The sequence below is a fragment of the Streptococcus sp. M334 genome (assembly GCF_000187745.1).
Taxonomy (GTDB): domain Bacteria; phylum Bacillota; class Bacilli; order Lactobacillales; family Streptococcaceae; genus Streptococcus.
Genome location: NZ_GL732489.1, coordinates 115,362 through 139,941, shown reverse-complemented (window position 1 = coordinate 139,941; position 24,580 = coordinate 115,362). Strand labels below are relative to the sequence as shown.

The 24,580-nt window shown below is 37.8% G+C and carries 30 protein-coding genes and 2 pseudogenes; 8 read left to right on the top strand and 24 right to left on the bottom strand.

Going from position 1 to position 24,580, the window contains the following annotated elements:
* Positions 1-20 precede the first annotated feature (20 nt).
* The 14 genes and pseudogenes from HMPREF0851_RS12075 to HMPREF0851_RS12005 form a co-directional block, all read right to left on the bottom strand.
* A complete protein-coding gene (locus tag HMPREF0851_RS12075) occupies positions 21-632 on the bottom strand; it encodes a CPBP family intramembrane glutamic endopeptidase (RefSeq protein WP_000394023.1) in 612 nt (203 codons plus the stop codon).
* A 147-nt stretch (positions 633-779) separates the two neighbouring features.
* Positions 780-1,394, bottom strand: coding sequence for a CPBP family intramembrane glutamic endopeptidase (locus HMPREF0851_RS12070; protein WP_001218005.1), 615 nt, complete (start codon positions 1,392-1,394; stop codon positions 780-782).
* A gap of 29 nt (positions 1,395-1,423) precedes the next feature.
* The gene (gene blpZ / locus HMPREF0851_RS12065; protein ID WP_000549546.1) at positions 1,424-1,672 is read right to left on the bottom strand and encodes an immunity protein BlpZ; all 249 of its coding nucleotides are present in this window, start codon (positions 1,670-1,672) and stop codon (positions 1,424-1,426) included.
* Positions 1,673-1,708: 36 nt separating this feature from the next.
* The gene (locus HMPREF0851_RS12060; protein ID WP_000877388.1) at positions 1,709-2,092 is read right to left on the bottom strand and encodes a hypothetical protein; all 384 of its coding nucleotides are present in this window, start codon (positions 2,090-2,092) and stop codon (positions 1,709-1,711) included.
* An 82-nt stretch (positions 2,093-2,174) separates the two neighbouring features.
* Positions 2,175-2,579: a hypothetical protein gene (locus HMPREF0851_RS12055; protein WP_000739380.1), complete on the bottom strand. Its 405-nt coding sequence runs from the start codon at positions 2,577-2,579 to the stop codon at positions 2,175-2,177.
* A gap of 28 nt (positions 2,580-2,607) precedes the next feature.
* A complete protein-coding gene (locus HMPREF0851_RS12050; protein WP_000645120.1) occupies positions 2,608-2,928 on the bottom strand; it encodes a hypothetical protein in 321 nt (106 codons plus the stop codon).
* A 14-nt stretch (positions 2,929-2,942) separates the two neighbouring features.
* Positions 2,943-3,170, bottom strand: coding sequence for a Blp family class II bacteriocin (locus HMPREF0851_RS12045; protein ID WP_001022341.1), 228 nt, complete (start codon positions 3,168-3,170; stop codon positions 2,943-2,945).
* A gap of 119 nt (positions 3,171-3,289) precedes the next feature.
* Positions 3,290-3,566 (bottom strand): annotated as a pseudogene (locus tag HMPREF0851_RS12040) (immunity protein); the annotation flags it as partial.
* Positions 3,567-3,836: 270 nt separating this feature from the next.
* Entirely contained in the window at positions 3,837-4,241 is a 405-nt protein-coding gene (locus HMPREF0851_RS12030; protein ID WP_000846941.1) for a hypothetical protein, read from the bottom strand.
* Between the two features lie 940 nt (positions 4,242-5,181).
* Positions 5,182-6,165: a thioredoxin domain-containing protein gene (locus HMPREF0851_RS0104210; protein ID WP_000744282.1), complete on the bottom strand. Its 984-nt coding sequence runs from the start codon at positions 6,163-6,165 to the stop codon at positions 5,182-5,184.
* A gap of 160 nt (positions 6,166-6,325) precedes the next feature.
* Positions 6,326-6,621 (bottom strand): annotated as a pseudogene (locus tag HMPREF0851_RS16315) (immunity protein).
* Positions 6,622-6,939: 318 nt separating this feature from the next.
* A complete protein-coding gene (locus HMPREF0851_RS12015; RefSeq protein WP_000438254.1) occupies positions 6,940-7,158 on the bottom strand; it encodes a hypothetical protein in 219 nt (72 codons plus the stop codon).
* A gap of 5 nt (positions 7,159-7,163) precedes the next feature.
* On the bottom strand, positions 7,164-7,538 hold the full coding sequence (locus tag HMPREF0851_RS12010; RefSeq protein WP_001270579.1) for a hypothetical protein: 375 nt from the start codon (positions 7,536-7,538) through the stop codon (positions 7,164-7,166).
* Positions 7,539-7,678: 140 nt separating this feature from the next.
* Complete coding sequence (locus tag HMPREF0851_RS12005; RefSeq protein WP_000379958.1) at positions 7,679-7,906, bottom strand: Blp family class II bacteriocin; 228 nt, start codon at positions 7,904-7,906, stop codon at positions 7,679-7,681.
* 287 nt (positions 7,907-8,193) lie between these two features.
* Between HMPREF0851_RS12005 and blpA the strand changes: the two genes are divergently transcribed.
* Genes blpA through blpC form a run of 3 tightly spaced genes read left to right on the top strand, consistent with a single transcriptional unit; the run spans position 8,194 to position 11,931 of the window.
* A complete protein-coding gene (blpA, locus tag HMPREF0851_RS12000; RefSeq protein WP_000205167.1) occupies positions 8,194-10,347 on the top strand; it encodes a peptide cleavage/export ABC transporter BlpA in 2,154 nt (717 codons plus the stop codon).
* Between the two features lie 10 nt (positions 10,348-10,357).
* The gene (locus HMPREF0851_RS11995) at positions 10,358-11,719 is read left to right on the top strand and encodes a bacteriocin secretion accessory protein (RefSeq protein ID WP_001069083.1); all 1,362 of its coding nucleotides are present in this window, start codon (positions 10,358-10,360) and stop codon (positions 11,717-11,719) included.
* 56 nt (positions 11,720-11,775) lie between these two features.
* Positions 11,776-11,931: a quorum-sensing system pheromone BlpC gene (gene blpC, locus HMPREF0851_RS11990; RefSeq protein WP_000360257.1), complete on the top strand. Its 156-nt coding sequence runs from the start codon at positions 11,776-11,778 to the stop codon at positions 11,929-11,931.
* Positions 11,932-11,973: 42 nt separating this feature from the next.
* On the opposite strand, the gene HMPREF0851_RS11985 is transcribed toward blpC, so the two are convergent.
* Genes HMPREF0851_RS11985 through HMPREF0851_RS11975 form a run of 3 tightly spaced genes read right to left on the bottom strand, consistent with a single transcriptional unit; the run spans position 11,974 to position 14,408 of the window.
* Positions 11,974-13,314: a sensor histidine kinase gene (locus HMPREF0851_RS11985; RefSeq protein ID WP_000409120.1), complete on the bottom strand. Its 1,341-nt coding sequence runs from the start codon at positions 13,312-13,314 to the stop codon at positions 11,974-11,976.
* Between the two features lie 13 nt (positions 13,315-13,327).
* Positions 13,328-14,065: a response regulator transcription factor gene (locus tag HMPREF0851_RS11980; protein ID WP_001217901.1), complete on the bottom strand. Its 738-nt coding sequence runs from the start codon at positions 14,063-14,065 to the stop codon at positions 13,328-13,330.
* Between the two features lie 4 nt (positions 14,066-14,069).
* Positions 14,070-14,408: a LytTR family DNA-binding domain-containing protein gene (locus tag HMPREF0851_RS11975; protein WP_000682129.1), complete on the bottom strand. Its 339-nt coding sequence runs from the start codon at positions 14,406-14,408 to the stop codon at positions 14,070-14,072.
* Between the two features lie 271 nt (positions 14,409-14,679).
* Between HMPREF0851_RS11975 and HMPREF0851_RS16665 the strand changes: the two genes are divergently transcribed.
* Genes HMPREF0851_RS16665 through HMPREF0851_RS11965 form a run of 3 tightly spaced genes read left to right on the top strand, consistent with a single transcriptional unit; the run spans position 14,680 to position 15,476 of the window.
* The gene (locus tag HMPREF0851_RS16665; RefSeq protein ID WP_000152760.1) at positions 14,680-14,814 is read left to right on the top strand and encodes a hypothetical protein; all 135 of its coding nucleotides are present in this window, start codon (positions 14,680-14,682) and stop codon (positions 14,812-14,814) included.
* 58 nt (positions 14,815-14,872) lie between these two features.
* The gene (locus HMPREF0851_RS11970; protein ID WP_001130045.1) at positions 14,873-15,124 is read left to right on the top strand and encodes a hypothetical protein; all 252 of its coding nucleotides are present in this window, start codon (positions 14,873-14,875) and stop codon (positions 15,122-15,124) included.
* Between the two features lie 28 nt (positions 15,125-15,152).
* Positions 15,153-15,476: a hypothetical protein gene (locus HMPREF0851_RS11965; RefSeq protein ID WP_000131862.1), complete on the top strand. Its 324-nt coding sequence runs from the start codon at positions 15,153-15,155 to the stop codon at positions 15,474-15,476.
* Between the two features lie 61 nt (positions 15,477-15,537).
* Here the strand turns inward: HMPREF0851_RS11965 and HMPREF0851_RS11960 are convergent, their stop codons facing one another.
* Both HMPREF0851_RS11960 and HMPREF0851_RS11955 read right to left on the bottom strand, forming a co-directional pair.
* Positions 15,538-16,587 carry an ABC transporter permease gene (locus tag HMPREF0851_RS11960; protein ID WP_000653763.1) on the bottom strand — a complete coding sequence of 350 codons (1,050 nt, stop codon included), beginning with the start codon at positions 16,585-16,587 and terminating at the stop codon, positions 15,538-15,540.
* Positions 16,584-17,315 carry an ABC transporter ATP-binding protein gene (locus HMPREF0851_RS11955; RefSeq protein WP_000889955.1) on the bottom strand — a complete coding sequence of 244 codons (732 nt, stop codon included), beginning with the start codon at positions 17,313-17,315 and terminating at the stop codon, positions 16,584-16,586. The genes HMPREF0851_RS11960 and HMPREF0851_RS11955 overlap by 4 nt, the downstream gene beginning before the upstream one ends.
* Positions 17,316-17,382: 67 nt before the next feature.
* On the opposite strand from HMPREF0851_RS11955, the gene HMPREF0851_RS11950 reads away from it, so the two are divergent.
* Together HMPREF0851_RS11950 and HMPREF0851_RS11945 are read left to right on the top strand one after the other, a co-directional pair.
* Positions 17,383-17,793 carry an HIT family protein gene (locus HMPREF0851_RS11950; protein WP_001278317.1) on the top strand — a complete coding sequence of 137 codons (411 nt, stop codon included), beginning with the start codon at positions 17,383-17,385 and terminating at the stop codon, positions 17,791-17,793.
* 9 nt (positions 17,794-17,802) lie between these two features.
* Positions 17,803-18,090: a hypothetical protein gene (locus HMPREF0851_RS11945; protein WP_000777752.1), complete on the top strand. Its 288-nt coding sequence runs from the start codon at positions 17,803-17,805 to the stop codon at positions 18,088-18,090.
* 279 nt (positions 18,091-18,369) lie between these two features.
* On the opposite strand, the gene dnaJ is transcribed toward HMPREF0851_RS11945, so the two are convergent.
* The 5 genes from dnaJ to hrcA all read right to left on the bottom strand — a co-directional run bounded on the left by dnaJ (position 18,370) and on the right by hrcA (position 24,539).
* Complete coding sequence (gene dnaJ, locus HMPREF0851_RS11940; RefSeq protein ID WP_009014363.1) at positions 18,370-19,509, bottom strand: molecular chaperone DnaJ; 1,140 nt, start codon at positions 19,507-19,509, stop codon at positions 18,370-18,372.
* A 272-nt stretch (positions 19,510-19,781) separates the two neighbouring features.
* On the bottom strand, positions 19,782-20,414 hold the full coding sequence (locus tag HMPREF0851_RS11935; protein WP_000756354.1) for a DJ-1/PfpI family protein: 633 nt from the start codon (positions 20,412-20,414) through the stop codon (positions 19,782-19,784).
* 239 nt (positions 20,415-20,653) lie between these two features.
* Positions 20,654-22,477, bottom strand: coding sequence for a molecular chaperone DnaK (gene dnaK, locus HMPREF0851_RS11930; protein WP_000034671.1), 1,824 nt, complete (start codon positions 22,475-22,477; stop codon positions 20,654-20,656).
* Positions 22,478-22,953: 476 nt separating this feature from the next.
* Positions 22,954-23,478 carry a nucleotide exchange factor GrpE gene (gene grpE, locus HMPREF0851_RS11925; RefSeq protein ID WP_000046036.1) on the bottom strand — a complete coding sequence of 175 codons (525 nt, stop codon included), beginning with the start codon at positions 23,476-23,478 and terminating at the stop codon, positions 22,954-22,956.
* A 26-nt stretch (positions 23,479-23,504) separates the two neighbouring features.
* Positions 23,505-24,539, bottom strand: a complete 1,035-nt coding sequence (gene hrcA, locus HMPREF0851_RS11920; protein WP_000255738.1) for a heat-inducible transcriptional repressor HrcA — start codon at positions 24,537-24,539, stop codon at positions 23,505-23,507.
* Positions 24,540-24,580: the final 41 nt, after the last annotated feature.

Below are 24,580 nucleotides of genomic sequence, written 5' to 3'. Positions count from 1 at the left end.
TACTTACCTTTTCATAATTTTTATAAATAATATAAGAGTGGCCAAGCATTGTAAAACATGTGGACTAGAGTAGAAACCCATAGGTTTTGGCTCTTTTTATAGGCAAAGCCCAGCAACAAGCCCCCAAGTAGATAAAAAATAAACGAAGGGACATTAGAAGGTCCATGCATGAAAGAAAAGAGAGAGGAAGTTAGTACAAGCCCTAACCAAGAATTGTCAAAAACCGCACCTTGAAGAAGTCCTCTGAAAATGAGTTCCTCCTGGATGGGGCCAAAAACTGAGGAAGTCAAAATCAAAGACAGGGAAATTCCTCTGCTGACTTCCGCCAAGTGTTGAACTCCTGCTCCAGAAGAAATAGCGAAGAAATGAATATAAACCAACGTCTCAAGCACACTTAGAAGAAAGATTGCAATGAAAAGTAAAAGTTGTTTCCTGCTTAACATCCCAAAAGAAATCATTTCAAACTTTCTAGCATAAACAACACTCAGAGAGGTTACTAGAAGACTTACAATAATCAATGCAGACTCATTTTGAAAAAAATCCCCATGGTTAATCGTATAAGGAACTGTAATGACGATTATTAGTACTAAAAATCCAAAACAAAAGGCATGAAATTTATCAAAAAACTCCATCAAATTATCCTCCTCACCAAACAAACTTCCCTACAAGTCATCCTTTAGCTCTAACCTTTCCAAAACAAACCATTTTATACTCGTCAACGTCGCCTTGCCGTACTCAAGTACAGCCTGCGGCTAGTTTCCTAGTTTGCTCTTTGATTTTCATTGAATATAAGTTAAGAGTGGCAAACTGTTGTAAAACATGTGGACTAGAGTAGAAACCCATAGGTTTTGGCTCTTTTTATAAGCAAAGCCCAGCAACAAGCCCCCGAAAAGATAATAGCAAAACGAAGGAATATCATAAGGTTCATGCATGAAAGAAAAGAGAGAGGAAGTCAGTACAAGCCCCAGCCAAGAATTATCAAAAACTGCACCTTGAAGAAGCCCTCTAAACATGAATTCCTCCTGGATAGGTGCCAAAACTGTAGCACTAACAATAAAGGAAAGCGAAAGTCCTTTACTAGCTTCCTCAAGGTGTTGATCCGAAGCACCAGAAACAACTGAGAAAAAAGCATGATAGCTAATACTTACCAGCACAGTGAGAAGAAAAATTCCAATGAAGAGCAAGAGTTGTTTCCTGCTTAACATCCCCAAAGAAATCATATCAAACCATTTCGCATAGCCAAAACTAAGGAAAAGCAAGAGACTCTTTACAACAATGAATGTGTACTGGTGTTGAAAATGATCTCCTTGATTAATGGAATAACCCGCTGCACCAACGATTGCAAAGACTAAAAATCCAAAAAACAAGGCATGACATTTATTAAAAATTCTCATAAAACTATCCTCCTCACCCAACAGACTTCCTACTCGTCATCCTTTCGCTCTAACCTTTCCAAAACAAACCATTTGAGTAACCAAAATCCGACCACATAACCAGCACCTAAGAAGATAGCCATTAAAGATAGCATGGGATTAAGGAAATAAAAGGCCACAACAGATACAAAGGTTAGCACAAAAACATTAAAAGCAATGGTGTCAGAAGCCAAGACTAGAATATAAGGTGTCAACCAGTCTAAGGTTTTGGAATCTAGGAAAAATAAGCGTTTATGCATGATGACCTCCTCTTGTCAGGCTCTATTACTGCAAGATTAAGAAGACAGCTTGTTCTTTTTAAGGCTAACCTGACTACTAGATAATAGATACATTAAGGCATTAAAGATAATGAAAATATGTCCATAGAATAAAATCAACCTCGCATCCAAACCAAGATAAAGTCTGACCATCAAAAAGAGGAGCAAAAGAATTTGAAACCATAAGGTTTTTCCAAAAATAAATTTAAAGCGGTTTTGGATGTGAACTTCCTTGATTTTTACCGCCACCCCTTTATTAGCAAGAAGGAAAATTCCTGCTTCAAATAATCCACTGTAGAGAACAATCCAACCAATCGATACATTAGAGATTTGTAAAAATGTCCCTAAAAGAATATCCAACATACTACTCAAGAAAATAACAAGAAATAATCTGTATTTCATATTAAATACCTCCATTCATTTATTTCACGAACTTTTTAATAGAGCCTTCTACTAAAATATCCTGACAAAAGAGGAAAGAAAGCTACTTTTTATAATACTTCAAGCCCCAAATGAGCAGAAGCATGATAATCAAGCAGAGAATAGCACCAATGTAGGCAATTAATTGTTGATAGAATTCTCCTGCTGCGATCCCTCTATACAAACAGATAATAGACATAAAACCTGTCAAACCAATGAACATAAGTTGATTGGTTCTAGGATTAACCAAATCATCATCTTCAAACTTTCTTATCCTCATTTCTCTAGTGAGGTAAACAGTGACCAAAATAGAAGCCAAGTTAATAACCACTAAAAGAAATTGGAAAATTAAAGAAAAATTTAAAAACTGACGAGATAGAAATAGATAAGTAGAGACAATCAAGGGCAACTGACCTAGGAACAATCTCGCAAGGAAGATGGTCCGTTTTTTTAAAATATTTTTTTTCATAGCTTTCTCCATTACAATTAAATGATATCTAATCATTTTCTAAAATTTGATAACTTTTGTGAAATGTTTTAGCAGAAACAACTCTATGATTGGTGATATCTATATAATCACCTGGATAACCAAGAACATACATCCCATAACCAGCGAATCCTCCTCCAACTGTTCCAACTAGACCAAACTTGATATTCGTTTCGAGAGAAGTGTTAAGACCTGCCATTAGAATGCGCACATGATTATCCAACCAAACCATATAATTTTTTTGAAAAGCTTCCTCTACCCAACTTGGTTTAGGAGTTGCTTGACCAATTTCCCAAACATCAACAATTTGATTCCCATATTTTGCCTTCATAGCTTCAATCCTTTTTAAATACCATTACATGAGTTTGGAGTTCCCCCTATACCATAAGAACCACATGGTTTTGAAAAATGTATAATAGGCCACTTACCATTTAATTGATCCAAAGTTGGAGACAGTGCTAGCCCACCCAATAAAGCAGAAAGCATATCTCCCCAACCTCCAAAACCACCTTCAACGCAAGCAAGCATATCAGTATCCATAATCTCAAATTGTTCCATCATTTTTATATTCATAACAAATACTACTTTTTTGTTTTTTTATTTTTATTTTGTTGCAACTTTAACAAGTTTAGTATTACTGTTTATTAATTTTTTTTCATCCTAATCTTAAATTGTAAAAACTTCATTAGCCCTTACTTTTTATAATACTTCAAGCCCCAAATGAGCAACAGCATGATAAGTAAGCAGAGAATAGCACCAATATAAGCGATTAGTTGTTGATAGGATTCTCCTGCTGTGATACCTCTATACAAACAGATAATAGACATAAAGCCTGTCAAGCCAATATACATGAGTTGATTGGTTCTAGGACTAACCAAATCATCATTTACGTATATTTAAGAGCATCTCTTTTATGTTAGTGTATATTAACACTAAAAAACAAGTTAGGCCAATAATATTTAAAATGAACAATAACGGGGTTAAGTCTCTAAAAAAATTATCCACTGACTCTACAAGAAATACTATACATATTATAGTCGAAACTATCTTTTTCTTATCCATAATTATTTACTCCTTTCCTAACAAATCCAGATTATCAATTAAGAGCGATTTTTAACAGAATGTAGCAGCACCCGTTGCAACTTTGACAATTTCAGTATAGCACTATTTGTTAAAGTTTTTCATCCAAATCTTAAATTGTCATCGAGACATCTTAAATTGTAAAAACTTCATTAGCCCTTACTTTTTATAATACTTCAAGCCCCAAATGAGCAACAGCATGATAAGTAAGCAGAGAATAGCACCAATATAAGCGATTAGTTGTTGATAGGATTCTCCTGCTGTGATACCTCTATACAAACAGATAATAGACATAAAGCCTGTCAAACCGATGAACATAAGTTGATTGGTTCTAGGACTAACCAAATCATCATCTTCAAACTCTCTTATCCTCATCTCCCTAGTGAGGTAAACAGTAACCAAAATCGAAGCCAAGTTAATAACCACTAAAAGAAATTGGAAAACCAAGGAAAAATTTAAAAACTGACGAGATAGAAATAGATAAGTAGAGACAAGTAAAGGCAACTGACCTAAGAACAATCTCGCAAGGAAGATGTTCCGTTTTTTAGCAAGAAACGTTTTCATTTCTTTGCTCCTTTCTTTTTAGTTAAAGCAAGATAGATTATAACCGCAATCATATAGGCTATGGTATAAAATAGATGATACCAAATACTCTCCCTAAGCGGATAAAGAAGGATAGACATAATTAGATACAAGATGAAAATGACAAATATTTTTTTCTTCATAAAATTTCCTCCTAAATGTCTGTTGAGCTACAACCTTTACACTGCTAGTATAGCACTCATTTTGACCTTGGATCACTCAAATCACAAATGGTCATCAAAACATCTTGAATTGTAAAAAATTTAAAAAAGCAAGCATGAAAAACATACTTGCCCTTTACACTGTATTGATACCAACTTAATTTGTAGATTTTTTATCCTGCTATCACATATCGTTTTGACAGGCGAAACAATATTAAAGAAACTCCACTGTAGATTAAACTAGCGATAAAAAATCTTTTTGTCTAATTAGATCTATCTTTATTCTTCTTTGGAGATTTTAAAAATTTTTCCCTAATGAAATAAGTAATAAAAGAAATATGCATACTAACAACAAAAACAATAAGAAAACTTTTGAAATCCATAATTACCTCCAAGTACACAAGCTCAAGCTTTTAAGCAACCATAATAGCCAATTGTAACATTGTTTTTGCATTCAAGAGGAATACCTCTTTTTACTTTCGTCCTATTACAACCTTAATAAGGTTAGTATACTACTATTTTTTAAAATTTTCCATCCAAATCATAAATGGTCATCAAAACATCTTGAGGCGTTAAAATAATCGAAAAAGAAATCATTTCGGAAATACTTGACCTTTTACCATTCAGTCCATTTCATATACAATTATAATCTTTTATATATAAACTAAATACATCTATTTCCTCACTCGTGTCTATAGGCAAATGTTAGCTATATGTTATTACAAACAAATAATATCATTGCACCTGTTTACCATCTATTTTTATTTATGAATTTTTTGTTTCACTTTAATCATTATAGAAGTCATAAAAAACGCGACAGCCAGCCGAATCAGTTGGTAACTTTCTTCCTCTCCTGTTCTCGGTAATAATTTTTCATTCGAAGTAATAGATTCGCTTACATAATCAGTCCCCTTAACATCAGTTAAAGAAGTTTTATTTTCTTGAGCAACATCAAAAATAGGTTTGGGAGTTTCCAATTGATTCTTATTGTCTAACATTGCTAAATTGCCAGATTGAGTAGTTTTAGCTTCAGAAGTTGAGTTTGTACTCTCCACTTTCCCACTATTTTCACTATTAGAATTGGGATTATCATTGGATATTTTCATTTCGGTTCTTTTTTCATCACTCATACCTTTGCTGTCACTCACAACTTTGTCACTAATACTCATGCTGTCATTTCTGGTTTTCTCATCACGGACACTTTCAGTTACTGTTTCCTCAGAAGATTTCACTGTCTCCGTTTGCTTAGGTGAGTTTCTCGAGTACATATAATCATACACCTGTTGGGCAGTTGCTCCGCCACCAACCCATCCAGATATCGGATGTCCATTTTTTAAATACAAAATTGTTGGTGTTCCTGGAATACCGACTTTTTTAAATAGAAACTCTCTCGCTTCCCCATCAAAATCCTTACCATCCAAATCATAATACTCTAACTTCTTTTCAATCAAGTTATTAAATTCTTTCAATTCAGGAGAAAATTGACGACAATGAGAGCAAGTTTTTCTACCAAAATAAATAGTATGTTCCAATTGATCCTCTGTAAAAGATTGACGAACGGCTTCAATATCTATCTTTTTAAAGTCCGTAACATTCTTCTCATACTCTTCTGGGGTTACAACAGAACTATCATTCGCCTGGATAGATGAAGTAGTAGGCTGTTCTTCTGCATATACAACACCCGTAGTAATAGATGCAAATACAAGTGGTACAAGTAATAGCGATTTTATCTTTTGTTTCTTCATAAGAATACTCCTTTACATTTGTTATCTTTATCTTACCTTATTTAAGATTACAAATTCATATAAATCTTAAATGGTCATCAAAACATCTTGAATTGCAAAAACTTCATTATAAAAGGGTAAGTATTGCGAAAACACTTACCCTTTTATACTTTATTAAGCTCTACTTTTTATAATACTTCAAGCCCCACATAAGCAGAGAACAGCGCCAATATAGGCGATTATTTGTTGGTATAATTTTCCTGCTGTGATACTTCTATACAAACAAATAATAGACATCAATCTTGTCAAGCCGATGAATATAAGTTGATTGGTTCTAGGACTAACCAAATCATCATCTTCAAACTCTCTTATCCTAACAGTAACTAAGATAAAAACCAAGTTGATAATCACTCAAAGAAATTGGATGACAATATCGGCATCCAAATAGTGATAATAGCATCGTTTATTATCGGTCACAAGGTGTTTTGAAATAATTTCTTTTAGATTCAACTTTGTGAAGAGTTCTTTGAAGAGCAGAAGACCAGCTTGATTGGTCAGATTTCCACCATCGAAAGAAAAGTGTGATAAAGTATTGTTTTTCGTAGACTTATTTGATATACTGTGCATTGAAGTTTCCTTTGTTTTTATTTTTTGCACTTATATCATAAAGGAGAAACTCCTTTTTATCCAGTAAAAACAGCACCCAATAGGGGAAAAGAGAAAAGCATCTAGAATCCTTGGTTTCATATCGATTCTGGATGCTTTTTTGTGTTATTTATGAATAATCGGGTTTCTCTAATGTGGCCATAAAAACGAAGCTGCCGCTCCACCTGCTGCGCAAATCAAATAAATCTGAGGAGTTGGGAAAGGGATTGTCTCCATACAAAGCGAAATCCCCTCAACTGCACCACCTACTCCACTTAAAAATCTGTCTGCAAGTTGTTTATCACCAGCTGTTATCGTTGTTAGTTTTTCATCAGGTAAAATGATGAAATTATTTACTGATTGTTCCATTATTTTCACACTTTCTTTGTTAAATTAATTTGGCTAGTAGATAAAAGATAGATTAAGACATTAAAAATAATGAAAACATGGCCATAGAATAAAATCATCTTCGCATCCAAACCAAGATAAAGTTTGAAAATCAAAAAGATGAGCAAAAGGATTTGAAACCATACCGTTTTTCCAAAAATAAATTTAAAGCGATTTTGAATGTCTGCTTCCTTGATTTTTACCGCCAAACCTTTATTAGTAAGAAGGAAAACTCCTGCTTCAAACAAGCCACTGTAGAGAACAAGCCACCCAATCGATACATTAGAGATTTTCAAAAATGTCCCTAAAAGAATATCCAACGTACTACTCAAGAAAATAACAAGAAATAACCTGTATCTCATATAAATCACCTCCTTTTACTACTATAGTAAATTGAATCTAGCATCGCACAATGTCGTTTTTAAAGCATTTTTAGAAATTGCTTTAAATCTCTTAATCAATTTGTTACTATTATATTTTAATCTGCTATATCCCTAAAAATTTAACTTGCCCTCAAAGCTCCCCAAACTGCTGTACAGAACTGTGCTCCTAAAATCCCTCCAGCAAAAGTTCCCACAACTGGGATAACACTCCCCAGAGCTGCACCTCCTATTGTACAAATTCCCAATGCTTGAACAACTTCTCCAGCCCCTACTTCATCTCCACCTTCAACGCAAGCAAGCATTTCATTATCCATAACAGAAAATTGTGACATCATTTTTGTATCCATGACAAATACTCCTTTTTAATTTTTAATTTTTGTCCTGTTGCAACCTTGACAGTTTAAGTATAGCACTGTTTTTAAAATTTTCTTATCTAAATCTTGAATTGTCATCGAAACGCCTTGAATTAGCTTTTTATTTCAAATCACCTCTAAATTTTTAATAAAAAGACAGTTTCTAATCACTTTTTTACCATTCAGGACATTTCAATGACTATTCAAGATTTCATAAAATATGAACTTATTTTTATGGCATAATATACCTATCTACTATATGAAAATGAAAGGAATTGCCAATGACTTCTTATAAACGTACATTTGTTCCTCAAATAGATGCTAGAGACTGCGGTGTTGCTGCCTTAGCCTCGATTGCTAAATTCTATGGTTCAGATTTTTCTCTAGCTCACTTGAGAGAACTTGCAAAGACCAATAAAGAAGGAACGACTGCTCTTGGCATTGTAAAAGCCGCTGATGAAATGGGCTTTGAAACAAGACCTGTTCAAGCAGATAAAACGCTCTTTGACATGAGTGATGTCCCCTATCCATTTATCGTTCACGTTAACAAAGAAGGAAAACTCCAACATTACTATGTTGTCTATCAAACAAAGAAAGACTATCTGGTTATTGGTGATCCTGACCCTTCTGTAAAAATCACCAAAATGTCAAAAGAACGCTTTTTCTCTGAATGGACTGGAGTAGCTATTTTTCTAGCTCCCAAACCCAGCTATCAACCCCATAAAGATAAAAAGAATGATCTACTAAGCTTCCTTCCTCTGATTTTCAAACAAAAATCTCTTATTGCTTATATTGTTCTCTCAAGCTTATTGGTCACGATTATCAATATAGGTGGTTCTTATTATCTCCAAGGAATCTTGGATGAATACATCCCAAATCAGATGAAATCAACTTTAGGAATCATCTCAGTTGGTCTGGTTATCACCTATATCCTCCAACAAGTCATGAGCTTCTCCAGAGATTATCTCCTAACTGTTCTGAGTCAGAGATTAAGTATTGATGTGATTTTATCCTATATCCGCCATATTTTTGAACTTCCTATGTCTTTCTTTGCGACACGTCGTACAGGAGAAATCATTTCACGGTTCACAGATGCTAACTCTATTATAGATGCCTTGGCTTCTACCATTCTTTCTCTTTTTCTGGATGTTTCCATTCTGATTCTTGTAGGGGGCGTCTTACTGGCACAAAACCCTAATCTCTTCCTTCTTTCTCTTATTTCTATTCCTATATACATGTTCATCATCTTTTCTTTTATGAAGCCTTTCGAAAAAATGAACCATGATGTCATGCAAAGTAATTCTATGGTTAGTTCTGCCATTATCGAAGATATCAACGGGATTGAAACTATAAAGTCGCTCACGAGTGAAGAAAATCGCTATCAAAATATAGACAGCGAATTTGTAGATTATTTGGAAAAATCCTTTAAACTCAGTAAATATTCTATTTTACAAACGAGTTTAAAGCAGGGAACAAAATTAGTTCTGAATATCCTTATCCTATGGTTTGGCGCTCAATTAGTCATGTCGAGTAAAATTTCTATCGGTCAGCTGATTACCTTTAATACACTTCTTTCTTACTTTACAACTCCTATGGAAAATATTATCAACCTCCAAACCAAACTCCAATCTGCGAAGGTCGCTAATAACCGCTTGAACGAGGTCTATTTAGTCGAATCTGAATTCCAAGCCCCAGAAAACCCTGTTCATTCACATTTTTTGATGGGCGATATTGAATTTGATGACCTTTCTTATAAGTATGGTTTTGGACGAGATACCTTAACAGATATTCATCTCACGATTAAACAAGGAGATAAGGTTAGCCTAGTTGGAGTTAGTGGTTCTGGTAAAACAACTTTAGCCAAAATGATTGTCAATTTCTTTGAACCCTACAAAGGGCATATTTCCATCAATCATCAGGATATTAAAAACATTGACAAAAAAGCCTTGCGCCGTCATATCAATTACCTACCACAACAAGCCTATATATTTAATGGCTCTATCTTGGAAAACTTAACCTTGGGCGGTAATCATATGATTAGCCAAGAAGATATTCTAAAAGCTTGTGAATTAGCTGAAATCCGTCAAGAAATTGAAAGAATGCCTATGGGCTATCAAACTCAGCTCTCTGATGGAGCTGGTCTATCAGGAGGACAAAAGCAACGAATAGCCCTCGCTCGTGCTCTTTTAACTAAAGCTCCTGTTTTAATACTAGATGAAGCTACTAGCGGTCTTGATGTCTTGACTGAGAAAAAAGTTATAGATAATCTTATGTCCCTCACTGATAAAACCATTCTCTTTGTAGCCCATCGTCTCAGTATAGCCGAACGGACTAACCGTGTCATTGTTCTTGACCAGGGGAAAATCATTGAAGTTGGTAGCCACCAAGAGTTAATGCAGGCGCAAGGTTTCTACCATCATCTGTTCAATAAATAAGGAGAATGTCATGAATCCTAATCTTTTTAGAAGCGTCGAGTTTTATCAGAGACGTTACCATAACTATGCGACAGTGTTAATTATACCTCTTTCATTACTGTTTACTTTCATCTTGATTTTCTCCCTTGTTGCCACAAAAGAAATTACTGTCACTTCCCAAGGAGAAATCGCCCCTACAAGTGTCATTGCATCTATTCAGTCAACAAGTGATAATCCTATCCTTGCTAATCATTTAGTGGCAAATCAAGTAGTTGAAAAAGGTGACTTACTCATCAAATACTCTGAAACAATGGAAGAAAGTCAGAAAACTGCCTTAGAAACTCAATTACAAAGACTTGAGAAGCAAAAAGAAGGACTCGGAATTTTGAGACAAAGCTTAGAAAAAGCGACTGATCTTTTTTCTGGCGAGGATGAATTTGGCTACCATAATACCTTTAGGAATTTTACTAAACAATCTCATGATATTGAACTGGGTATCACAAAGACTAACACTGAGGTTTCAAATCAAGCTAATCTTGCCAATAGCAGTTCATCAGCCATCGAACAAGAAATTACAAAAGTTCAACAACAAATTGGAGAATATCAAGAGCTGAGAGATGCTATCATAAATAACAGGGCTCGCTTACCAACTGGCAATCCACACCAGTCAATTTTAAATCGTTATCTTGTAGCCTCACAAGGACAAACACAAGGAACTGCAGAGGAGCCATTTTTATCTCAAATTAATCAAAGTATTGCAGGTCTTGAATCATCTATCGCAAGCCTCAAAATTCAGCAAGCTGGTATCGGAAGTGTAGCAACTTATGATAATAGTTTAGCAACCAAAATTGAAGTACTCCGCACTCAGTTTTTACAAACAGCCTCACAGCAACAACTAACCGTGGAGAATCAATTAACAGAATTAAAAGTACAGCTAGATCAAGCAACGCAGCGCTTAGAAAACAATACTTTAACCGCTCCAAGTAAAGGTATCGTTCATCTGAACAGCGAATTTGAAGGTAAAAATAGAATTCCAACTGGTACAGAAATTGCTCAAATATTTCCTGTCATCACAGATACAAGAGAAGTACTAATCACTTACTACGTATCTTCTGACTATCTACCTCTACTAGATAAAGGACAAACTGTAAGATTAAAACTGGAGAAGATTGGAAATCACGGCATTACCATCATCGGTCAACTTCAAACAATTGACCAAACTCCTACCAGAACAGAGCAAGGAAATCTCTTTAAAGTAACCGCTCTTGCAAAACTATCTAATGAGGATAGTAAACTCATCCAATACGGCTTACAAGGTCGCGTCACTAGTGTAACTGCAAAGAAAACATATTTTGATTATTTCAAAGATAAAATGTTAACCCATTCTGATTAATTTTCAGATAACACTCTATAACTATTTATTATCTTATCAAAAAGGAGAATCATAACATGGATAAGAATCAAAACCTAACTTCATTTCAAGAACTAACAACTACCGAACTCAACCAGATTACAGGTGGAGGATGGTGGGAAGATCTCTTACATGAAATAATTTTTAGTAAATTTAAAATCACAAAAGCACTTGAACTACCTATTCAGCTATAAAAAATAAGACCGAGTAACAAGAACTCTCGGTCTTATTTTTTATCATTCTGTATGTATTATAGTAAATACCTGACGAAAGACTTGATTTTGGCAGGTGGTATTTAGACTGGTATTGGGATAGCTTTCCACAATCTTCATAACGGTATAGAGACCAACTCCCCTCTCTTCCCCTTTAGAACTGGCTCCAAAGGAGAAAATCTCAGAAATATCTATACTCTCTTCTTTGATGGAATTTTCAATGATAAAGGTTTCCTGTGCTCCATTTTTTAAAAAAGCGATTGAAACGTGAGGTTGACTAGCCTCTACACTGGCTTCAATAGCATTGTCACAAAGGATAGACACAATGGTTAGAAAATCAAGCAGTCTCATCCCCTCAACCTGAATCTCCTCAGGAACTTCGACATTAAAGATAATCTTCTTATCTCTGGCTTTTAAAAACTTTCCTGCTAGGAGACTTTTGAGGGCTTTATCACGAATATTCACCAATCGGCCCAGGTCATATTTATTGTCCTGCAATTTTTCACTAGAATCCTTTAAGACCGAGTCGTAAACCTCTTTTATCTGTTCCATATCCTCCTCTTCAATGCCCAGACGTAAGCTGGTCAAAAGATTGGTGTAGTCATGGCGAAAACTCCGAACTTCCTTGTAAAGTTCCTCTATATGCCGACTATATCGCTCCATATCTCTGTAGCGCAAGGCCTGTTCTTGGTTCAGTCTCTCATGGAGTTTGTCCTTCAAATAGGTATCCAATTTCTTAATAATTCCCATAAAAAAGAACAGGTAAAAGACTAGGATGAGATGGCGAACAGTCGTTGATTGGATATCGTATGCATATTCAAAGTAAGACAGACTTTCCATGACAAGAAAGTAAGCCCCCATTATCCAGTTAATTTTAGTCAGGGACTTTTGAAAAGCTTTATCTAGAATCTCCCTTCTCAAGTTAGTGAAATCATAGTCTAACCATTTCAAAAAGGCTAGAGAAATGAAGAAATTGAAAATTATTATACACAACCAAATCAAAGAGTAATCATCATGTACTTGCCCTTGTCCCAAAAATGGAAGCACAAAATAAGAAATACCTCTATAAAAGAGATTCACCAATATCATTGGAAAGAAACCATAAAAGAAAAGGAGTTTTTTAGGAAGCCCTCTTAACAATAAGAAAGACAAGCCTATACCGTACAAGGGTTCCGTAAAATAAGATAGGTAAGTATTTCCTACTATATAGTTAATCGTTACAAAAACGACTGCTAAAAGTAACTTAAAAAGAATAGCTTTAAAAAATCTCTCCAGAGTTAGAACAATTCCATCCACCTTAAAAAATATAAACAATTCCAATCCAACTATCAAAAATGTATATACTATCTTCCAAACTATTTCCATTACATTACCTCACTTAGTGCAAGTTATTGATAGCTTCAGACACTTTCCTGACCTTATAACGCGCGATTAGACAGCTTCTCCCATTGGGAAAGAAAAGCAGTTTTTCTTTCTTATCCAAATGTATCACATTGGCTGGATTGATAAGAAAAGAGCGATGGCACTGCAGGAGACGAGGCTCCTGCTTGAGAATCTCCTCTAAACTCGCTGTAAATTCCAGTCTGTCCGTCTCGGTATAGAGAATAACATGATGAGATTTTGGGGACGTTTCGAGATAGTAAACCTCTTTAAAAGGATACTGGAATTGGGCAAATTTTGATTTAAAATAAAAGCAATCTTCAGCTAGACTTTTACTGTCTTGACCATTGGCATAGAGGAGGGCTGTCTCGATACGAGATTCAAACTCCTCTGCCGACAAGGCCTTATCAATGTAGTCCAGAGCAGACACTTGGTAGCGAAAAGACAGGGGCATAAACTCTGAGTGAGTCGTCACAAAGACGATGAGAGCATAAGGATCCCGATCCCGAATCTTTCTAGCCACTTCCAGACCCTTCATCTCCTCATTTCGAATCTCAATATCCAAAAAGAATAGCTGATGCGCACCCTTCTCATGCACCTCTGCTAGCAATTGATCTGGCTTACCAAATACCTCAAAAGAGCTAGGAATGATATGATGTGCTTTCAAAAGTTTCTCAATGGTCGTTTCAATTCTAGCTTGTTGGGAAAAATCATCTTCTAAAATAAATATTCTCATCTTCTTACTCTCCTTCTTTCAACCATTTTTGACGAATTTCTCTATAGCGACGTCTGGCATACTTGACAGCGTATTGACCTTCTTCTCCAAGAAAAAGGATTCTTTCTTGAAAATCAATCGATTTTACTTTATCAAGATTGACCAAACAATTTCGATGACACCTCATCAAGTTTTCCCCATATTGGTTCTCAAGATTACTTAAATTTTGAACCATATTAAAACTAGCCTCTTCTGTAACAATCTTTACAGTATGGGCTTTAGTTGGATGTGCTTGGATATAGTAGATATCGTCGACGTTTACTTTATAGACTGTTTTCTGTGTCTGAATAATCATATGTTTCATTGGATTCTCCTCCTAATACTCTTCGAAAATCAAATTCAAACCACGTCAGCTTCACCTTGCCGTACTCAAGTACAGCCTGCGGCTAGCTTCCTAGTTTGCTCTTTGATTTTCATTGAGTATAAGAAAAGAATAACAGAAAAGTTCTAGCACAAGCCCACCAAATCCTAAACAGTCTTTGAAAACTCCTAAAAGGACTATTTTTCTACAACATTATGATGAGCTTACCATTATTTTATCATAAAATCTTAACAGTACCATTCAGGAAATTTCAATGACAATTAAAGATTTGAATAAAAAAAAAGAGTTAAAAGTGATAGACTATGATTATAGAAAGACTATGTTTGCAACAACTTTAAAAATCATCAAAAAAGGAGGGGTACATATAATTTATTCACATCCACCATGATTAACACCCTATAAATATACTCTATTGCAATTGACGTAAATATAACAAGGAGAAAATTATGGCCAAGTCAAATAAAACAAAACAATTAACATCAATCGAACTTTCTCATATAAATGGCGGTAGTATTCCATATGGATGGTATTCTCCGTTTCATATGATTAGCGATAATGTACTATGTAGAAATGGATATTCATATAATAAAGCTAATCTTGATAATGGTAAATGTATCATTGATTGGGGCAACATAGTTGGCAATGTTGCTAATAATATAGGTGCCTCACTAGGAGACTTACACAATCCCTTACCTTAAAATATAAATTATATAGGAGGTCACGTAAATGACAGACCCAATTAAAACTGCTCAGGCACTGATAACTGAGTTAAACAAAGCTTACCAAGCATGCAAACAGGCAACCGCTGACGACGTCCGCTTTCAGGAGCAATTAAACTCTATTCTTGGTTTTCTAGCCAAAGCTGAAACAGTGGATAATCGAGTCTTGATTGAACTGGAAAAATTCTACCAGACTTCCAGTCTTCTCATGGGACTCAGCGCTCTCAATCCAGATGCTCCTACTCGCGCCGCTTGGCGTGCCTATGACCGCTTCCACTTTGACCAAGTCAAGACCAAGTTGAGTCTCTACGGACCAACCATTCTCTTGTAGAAAATAAAAGAAGTTGAGATAAACTGAACTCAACTTCTTTTTTAATATCATATAAGCAATATTAGTCCTGCATCTGACGTTTTACCTGATAAGGTAAGTACAAAACTAGTAAAACCAAACCAGCTCCCAGTAAGGCTAGAAGGGCTAGTTTTTCTTGGAAGGTAATCAACCCGACAACTAATTCCACAAGTAAAACAAAACTGGTCAATCCTCGGACTACCGCCTGCAAGCCTTTTTCCTTTTGCCCCTTGTCTAGTGGAAAAAGTTGAGTCAAATACTGGTAGTCAAAGGCGTGATAGAGAGCCAGCAACTGGAAGAGCAAGAGATAGTTAAACAAGACTACCACCGCTGTCGCAATCCAAGCTTGCTCGATAAAGACCTGAGCCAGCAAGGAAAGTAAGAGCAGACGGAGACTGAGGGCAAAGAGATCTCCATTTCGCAGATAAGAACGCAGATAGAGATTTTGCCAAATCTTTCCAGGCACCTTCTGAACAACCTTTAGGATAAAATCCAGATAGGCACGACGCTTGACGCTGTTTGAAATTCCCTTGACCTGCGTAAAGAGGGCAAAGAAACGAAGTAAGACTTGCTTGCGCTTGCTTTCTTGGGAAATGACATAGTCCCAGTCCAGTCCAGTTTCCGTAAAAAACTTGCTGGCCTTTTGACGAAAGAGGAAATATTTACCTAACCCAAACAAAAGCACATAGACCAGAAAAACAGGCAAACCATAATCCATTGCTAAAAATAAAGGCGCAAATAACAGCAAGAAAAGGGTCTGGACAAAGAACCAAAAGACTAGGGAAATGCCAGTTTGACGTTTTAGATGGAGCTTGATTTCCTCTTCCCCAACCAAGAGAAAGAGCTTGTCTGGAGCCTCCATATAGGTGGCAATTCCACCCCAAAGCAACAGTAAAACAGAGGTAATTCCTACAAACAAAAGGATAGGCCAATGATTTTCAGGAAAATGTTGTAAGAGTTGACTGTACTGGTAGGCTAGAAATCCCAGCAGAACAAGCAGGAACAAGACAAAGTGGTCATTGAGAACATAGCGCAGATAACCAAGACACTCCTTACGAAAAGCCTGCTTTCTCTTTAAAAACAAGTCTTTCATAGCTCCTCCTCTTTGGTCAGAGCCAAGTAAATATCATTCAAACTAGCCTCAGGCATATCAAAGGCTTCGCGCAGTTGCAGGAGATTCCCCTTGGCACGCACCTCTCCCTTGTGAAGAATGATAAAGGCATCACACATCTTCTCCGCTGAATCCAGCACGTGGGTACTCATGAGAATGGACTTGCCCTTTTGCTTTTCCACTTCCAAAAGCTGAATCAAGTCTGCAATAGCCAGCGGATCGAGCCCAAGGAAAGGCTCATCCACGATGAAAAGACTCGGATCCACCACAAAAGCACAGATAATCATGACCTTCTGCTTCATCCCTTTTGAAAAATGAACAGGGAACCAATCTAATTTCTGATCCAGACGGAACATTTTTAACAAAGGCTCCACTCTCTCAAAAGCCACTTTCTGCTCAATACCATAAGCCATAGCAACCGTTTCGATATGCTCTCTAAGGGTCAATTCCTCATACAGGCTAGGCGTCTCAGGAATGTAGCCAATCTGCTTGCGGTAGCTCGTTGCATCTTCTTGCAGGGTCAGACCATTGATATTGATAGAACCGCTATAAGGTGTCAACAGACCGATAATTTCATTAATTGTCGTTGATTTCCCAGCGCCATTGAGACCAATCAAACCAACTAACTGCCCACTTTCAACAGTAAAGGACACATCTTTCAAGACAGGGACATGAACATAGCCACCTGTCAGGTTTTTAATTTCTAACATATTTTCTCCAAATCTGGTATAATGTAGCTATATTATATCAAAATTCAATACAGTAGAGGTAGATTTTATGTCAGATTGCATTTTTTGTAAAATCATTGCAGGGGAAATTCCTGCTTCAAAAGTATATGAAGATGAGCAGGTTCTTGCCTTTCTTGATATCTCTCAAGTGACACCAGGACACACCTTAGTCGTGCCAAAGGAACACTATCGCAATCTTTTGGAGATGGACGCTACTAGCGCTAGCCAACTCTTTGCCCAAGTACCAAAAGTAGCTCAAAAAGTCATGAAAGCTACCAAGGCTGCTGGTATGAATATCATTGCTAACTGTGAAGAAATCGCAGGGCAAACCGTCTTTCATACCCACGTTCACCTCGTACCTCGCTACAGTGCGGACGATGACCTCAAGATTGATTTTATCGCCCACGAACCAGACTTTGACAAACTTGCTCAAGTCGCTGAAACCATCAAAAACGCCTAAGGAGTTGCCATGAAATTATCCAATCTACTGCTATTTGCAGGAGCTGCAGCCGGAAGTTATCTGGTCACAAAAAATCGCCAAACCATCACAGATGAAGTCTTGAATACCACTGACCGCGTTCAAGCTATCAAGGATGATGTAGATATTATCCAAAACAGCCTACAAATCATTGACCAGCAAAAAGAACTCATCAAGGAATACCAAGAAGACCTGACTTACAAGTTTAAGGTCTTGGAAAAAGATATCCAAACTAGACTAGCTGTGATAAAAGAACTGCAGGAAACTGAAGATAAGTAAAAAGAGCCGAGTGGCTCTTTTTAAAACATAAACAAGCTATATTACATCAACAATACATCATAATTTAGGCAACTCATTCACCGTTTCATAACTAAATCGAAGACTTTCCGCCGTAATGAAAACACCTGAAACAGCTTGATTTCAGGTGTCCGGAAACTTTGAGATCTAGGCTCAAAGTTTAGGTATGGAACTTCGAAGAAGGTCGCTACCGTCCGTCATTACTTAAGGAAAGTCTTAAAAAATCTATAAACAAAAAGAGCCCAACGGCTCTTTTTACTTTTATTCTCCTTCAAAGGCATCTTTAATATGGTCAAAGAAGCCTTTTTTCTTTGGATTTACTTTCAAGTCACCAGCAGCTGCAAATTCTTTCAAAGCTGCTTTTTGGCGGTCGTTCAAGCCTGTCGGAGTCACGACATTAACGGTAACGTATTGGTCACCAACTGCACCGCCACGAAGGCTTGGAGCTCCCTTGCCACGTAGGCGGAATTTCTTACCAGTCTGAGTTCCCTCTGGGATAACCAATTCAACATCACCGTGAACAGTTGGAATATCTACTGTATCACCAAGAGCTGCTTGAACAAAGTTGAGGTTGAGATTGTAGAAGATAGTAGTCCCTTCACGTTCAAACTTATCGCTGGCTTCCACGGAAACCACCACATACAAGTCACCATAAGGTCCACCGTTAAATCCAGCTTCACCTTGACCAGCTAGGCGAATTTGTTGACCCGTTTCCACACCAGCAGGAATTTTGACATGTACGCTATGGGCTTGTTTTTCATGACCTGTTCCGTGACAGGTTGTACATGGATATTTGATTTCTTTTCCGCGACCATGACAGACATCACAGGTTACTTGGCGACGCATCATACCAAGCGGAGTCTGTGTATCGACGTTAATGACACCAGCACCATGACAGCGTCCACAAGTGACTGGGCTTGTTCCTGGCTTAGCACCAGAGCCATTACATGTACGACAGCTAGCTTCACGGTTGTATTTAACTTCTTTTTCAGCTCCAAAAATAGCTTCTTCAAAGGTCAAGTTCACACGATACTGGAGATCATCCCCTTGACGAGGAGCATTTGGATTGCGTGAAGCACCGCCTCCACCGAAGAAACTTGAGAAAATATCCTCAAAACCACCAAAGCCACCTGCCCCGTTGAAACCGCCAGCTCCACCACCGAAGCCTCCAAATCCACCATTGGCGCCTGCAGCACCATATTGGTCATAGGCTGCACGTTTTTGGTCGTCACTCAAAGTCTCATAGGCTTCCTGAACTTCCTTGTACTTTTCCTCAGCACCAGGCTCTTTGTTGATATCTGGGTGGTATTTTTTCGAAAGCTTACGATAAGCCTTTTTGATCTCGTCTGCCGAAGCGTTTTTGGACACCCCCAGACGATCATAAAATTCAGTATTGTTCATAATTCAAGATACAAAGGGCGTCAAACGGACACAGCCAAAATAGGGGTTTTGACGACGGACGCTTGCGTCCTAGAAAAAACTATCTTTTTGGCACAGTCCGTAGCCCGTGTTCAATTCCCTGAACACATTTGTTCCTTTCTATTGATATTTTGAATCAAACCTCCATTTAGGCCGGGTTCAATTCCTTTCTTTTATATTGAGTCAGAAACTTTGGAACCCGTGTTCAATTCCCTGAACACATTTGTTCCTTTCTATAATTTTCATGTAAATCTTTAGAGGATGTTTTCTATACTCTGCTTCACTTGATCAAACTCTTCATCTGATAGAGTAAATATCAAATCCTCTTCAGCATACTCGTTCTGTTCTTTAAAATAGTTTTCCGTATTCTCTGCCAATCCTAAACCAAGAATCACTTTTCTTGCAAACTCTTGATGTGCAAAACCGATAGCCGTAATGATTTGTTTATCTTGGACAAGAACTTTCGGTTGGAAATTCTCACGTGGAAGAAATTCAAAATAGTCAAAGAAGTTTTGCCAAATTCCACCTGTAAATTTCGTGTTGTTCAACAAGCCTGCTTTCGCCAATAAAAGGGGCGCTGAAGAAATGGCTGCAATTAGGATATCTTGCTCATTAAGACTTCTCAAAAACGAGATCAATTTCTCATCTTGTAGAGCAGAACCTATATTTACCATTCCTGGCAAAATCACACAAGAATAATCTTCTATACGGATTTGATCCAATGTTTTCGTCGGTTGACAGGGCAAACCATCCTCAGAGACCACCATCGAATTCTCAGAAGCTACATAATCAATCGTGATATCAAAAGACAGAGCTAAAGTACTTGTTAAAGTGGTTATCTCATAAAGAGAAAAATTAGGATAAATGACACAAAGTACTTTTTTCATACGCAACATCCTCTATTTTATCGAAAAACAGAGGCTGGGTTGCAACCTCTGGATTTCTTCCTATCATTACAACGTTCTAAAACAAAGTCGATTACACTTTGTTTTAGAACTAGTAAGGCGTTTAGGCAAGTCGCCATAGCGATTGCCGTAGAATGACAATCACTTTAGTGATTAGTCATTCTTACCTACCTCGCTCTCCTGATTTTCAAGCTCGGGATAAAATAGTCCACTGGACTATTTTATTTCTCAGTAAACTCTCCGTCTACGACGTCATCGCCTGCGTTTCCTGTTGCTTGTGCGCCTTCTGCTCCTGCTTGAGCTTGTTGTGCCGCTGCGGCTTGTTCGTAGAGTTTCACAGCAAGTCCTTGAGCTTTTTCGTTCAATGCTTCAAGTTTTGCTTTCATGTCGTCCAAGTTGTTGTCTTCTTGAGCTTTCTTAAGATTATCAAGGGCAGCTTGTGCAGCATCACGCTCTACATCAAAGCCTTTGCCTTCAGTTTCTTTGATTGTCTTTTCAGTCGCAAAGATGGCTTGGTCTACTTCGTTACGAAGGTCAACTTCTTCTTTACGTTTCTTATCTGCTTCAGCGTTAGCTTCTGCATCTTTCATCATGCGGTCGATTTCTTCATCAGTCAAACCTGAGTTTGATTGGATCACAATAGTTTGTTCTTTTTGAGTTCCAAGGTCTTTAGCTTTAACAGACACGATACCGTTCTTGTCGATGTCAAATGTTACTTCGATTTGAGGAATTCCACGAGGTGCAGCTGGGATGTCTGTCAATTGGAAACGTCCAAGAGTCTTGTTATCTGCTGCCATTGGGCGTTCACCTTGAAGAACGTGGATATCAACGGCTGGTTGGTTGTCTGCTGCTGTTGAGAAGACTTGTGATTTAGATGTTGGAATTGTAGTGTTGCGATCGATGAGTTTTGTGAAGACACCACCCATTGTTTCGATACCAAGTGACAATGGTGTTACGTCAAGAAGGACAACGTCTTTGACATCACCAGTAATCACACCACCTTGGATCGCAGCACCCATAGCAACTACTTCGTCAGGGTTTACTGATTTGTTTGGTTCTTTACCAGTTTCAGCCTTAACAGCTTCGACAACGGCTGGGATACGAGTTGAACCACCAACAAGGATAACTTCGTCGATTTCTGACAAGCTCAAACCTGCATCCGAAAGGGCTTGACGAACTGGAACTTTTGTACGTTCTACAAGATCACGAGTCAAATCGTCAAATTTCGCACGAGTCAAAGTCATTTCTAAGTGAAGAGGTCCAGCCTCACCAGCAGTGATAAATGGCAAGCTGATTTGAGTTGAAGTTACACCAGAAAGGTCTTTCTTCGCTTTTTCAGCTGCATCTTTCAAACGTTGCATTGCCATCTTGTCAGTAGACAAGTCAATACCGTTTTCTTTTTTGAATTCTGCTACCAAGTGGTCGATGATTTTTTGGTCAAAGTCATCACCACCAAGTTTGTTGTCCCCTGCAGTTGACAATACATCGAAGACACCGTCACCCAATTCAAGAATAGAGACGTCGAATGTACCACCACCAAGGTCAAATACCAAGATTTTTTCTTCTTTATCAGTCTTGTCCAAACCGTAAGCAAGGGCTGCTGCAGTTGGTTCGTTGACAATACGTTCTACTTCAAGACCAGCGATTTTACCAGCGTCTTTTGTTGCTTGACGTTGAGCATCGTTGAAGTAAGCAGGAACTGTGATAACTGCTTTAGTTACTTTTTCACCAAGATAGTCCTCAGCGTAGCCTTTCAAGTATTGAAGAATCATAGCTGAGATTTCTTGTGGAGTGTATTCTTTTCCGTTTGCAGAAACTTTTTCAGAAGTTCCCATCTTAGATTTGATAGAGATGACTGTATCTGGGTTTGTAACTGCTTGACGTTTTGCAGCGTCACCAACAATGATTTCGCCGTTTTTGAATGAGACTACAGATGGAGTTGTGCGGTTCCCTTCTGGGTTTGCGATAATTTTGCTTTCAGTTCCTTCAAGAACTGCAACTGCTGAGTTTGTTGTACCTAAGTCAATACCGATAATTTTAGACATGTGTTTTTCTCCTTAAATTTATCTTCTTTTTTCTTTTTGATACTCTTCTTAGGTGGCGGCGCCGTCAGAGCTTGACTTCGTCAATCTCTTTGACTAAACTTTGAGCCTATGGTCTCAAAGTTTGCGCAAGTAGTGCCACGGCGAAGAGTATCGTCTTTAGTTCGCTTCGCTCACTATTGCAAAGCCAAACATGTTTTACCTTTCTTCATAGTTTATTGTCGTTTCGGACAAGTTTTCTATTATGTAAATTGCGACACGAGGAGTCGAAATCGATTTTATTTCAACGACAAGTTAGTAAGGAGGCTAGGCAAACGCCGTAGCGATTGCCGTTTTCTGACGAGTTGCTTTAGCTACCGTCAGAATTGCCTAATCGAACACGCCCTAAGCTCTGGGTAAAAAAGATAGATTTCCTTGTGTTCATCGAACACTTCGTCAATCTCCTATTTTTACTGTGAGCTTTTTACGGGCTTTGTATCTTAGTTATACACAACCACCATTGCCGGTCTTAGGATGCGGTCATGGAGTTTGTAGCCTTTTTGGAAAACTTGGGCGATGGTATCTGCTGGGTGTTCATCGTCTGCTGGGAGAGTTTGGATGGCCATATGGTAGTTATGGTCAAATTCACCGTCAGCTGCGATTTCTTCGATTCCTTCTTCTTTCAAAGCGTGAATCAAGCTTTCTTGCACCATCTCCAAGCCCTTCTTCACATCATCTGTCAAACCTTCAACTGCGAGTGCACGCTCAAGGTTGTCCAAAGAAGGGAGAATCGCTTTGGCTAAGTCCTGGCTACGATAACGTTGCAAGTTTTGACGCTCTTCATTGGCACGGCGTTGGATATTTTGCATTTCCGCATGAGCGCGAAGATATTTGTTTTCGAACTCATCTGCACGTTCATTTGCCAAGTCCAACTCAGACTTCTCAGGAGTCGTTTCTTCAGTTGTTTCCACAACTTCCTCTTCTTGGACTTCTTCTACTTCTTCATTTTTTATATCTTGGGCCATTTTCGCCTCCTTTAATGATTTCAATCTTAATGTACTTCGTAATGATTACTGCTGAGATAGCGGTAAAAATCTGTCAACTTCATGGTCAAAACACGATTGACTACATTGACTTGGTTGATTAGCTGTTGGTAATCCAGATTGACCGGACCGATAATAGCTAGAATTCCAACTCCTCGATAAGGAATGAGGAACTTGCTACTAATCACCGCTAGGTCAGCTAGACAGGACTCTTGACTGTCTGCAACACGGACATTTTGCATCTGATCTTCACGCAATCCCTCACGAATCTCCAGAGCCACCTTTTGCGGTTGATCAAAGAACTGATAGGCTGCCAGATTAGCAAAATTCAAGAGATTGACCTTGCCCGCCACCACAATGTTTTCGTTGAACATTTCCTTAAAGATATGTTCAAAGAGATCAATCACATTATCCGTTGTTGTAAAGTAACGCTGGATAATCTGCGGAATCTCCGTCCGAATCTTGTAGTGGATATCTAGAACGGTGTGACCAAGGAAACGTTCCTGAATGATATTCTTCAGTTTCAGCAAATCCTCCTGCAAGAAATTTCTTGGAATCAGAAACTGACTGGTAACCGTTCGAGACTCGTCTAGGGTAAATACTGCCAAGGCTGTATGTTGCCCCAAAACAACGATATCAAAGGCTGTCAACCGTTGCCTGCTCGGCTCAACATCCAATGCTACTACCGTACAGCCACTCAAGTCTGTCAATAGATTAGCAGCTTCTTGCAGAATATCCTCCAATTTGAAGAATTCCTGGTCAAAGGCTTTGACAATCTCATATACCTCATTTTCAGCCAATCGGTCAAAATCCAGTGAGTGTTTCACATAGTACTGAAAACCAGCAACACTTGGCATCCGACCACTTGAAGTATGAGCCTTCTCAAGCAAACCTTTCTTTTCTAGAGCCGCCATGTCATTACGAATGGTTGCACTGCTAGAGTTAATAGACTCTTGCAAGGCTTTGGATCCGACAGGTTCGTGCGTTTTGGTGAAGATGTCAATAATCAGATTTAAAATATCCTGCTGACGCTCTGTAACCATCTCATCACTCCTCTCTGTCTGATCGATTAGCACTCGATACA